We start from the raw sequence: 230 nt of genomic DNA, 5'->3' as shown, positions 1-230 counted from the left end.
ACTCCTTGGCTGACAGAACGACATGGGTCCGATCCGACTTGGGACATTGACAAGCTGCTTGCGAACACGAATGTGTCTTTGACGGATCAACACACGGGCATGGTGAATACTCTTAGCCAAACCAAGCTTGAACACTTGCGTTTGAAGGCGCCTCTCCAAGAAGTCTTCAATCCGAAGACCCAACACGTAATCGAGCTTCATTCCGCTTTCGTCGAGCACGCCAATACGCA

General features: G+C 50.9%; 1 protein-coding gene. It reads right to left on the bottom strand.

Features of this window, described 5'->3' with window-relative positions; translation table 11 throughout:
* On the bottom strand, positions 1-201 hold a 201-nt coding region (gene rpsD, locus ACYQ78_RS40215; RefSeq protein WP_459806256.1), incomplete at its 3' end, for a 30S ribosomal protein S4.
* Positions 202-230 lie beyond the last annotated feature (29 nt).

This window comes from Herbidospora sp. RD11066 (genome assembly GCF_054661255.1).
The sequence above is the reverse complement of the archived record's forward strand: the minus strand, read 5'-3'. Positions and strand labels throughout refer to the sequence as shown.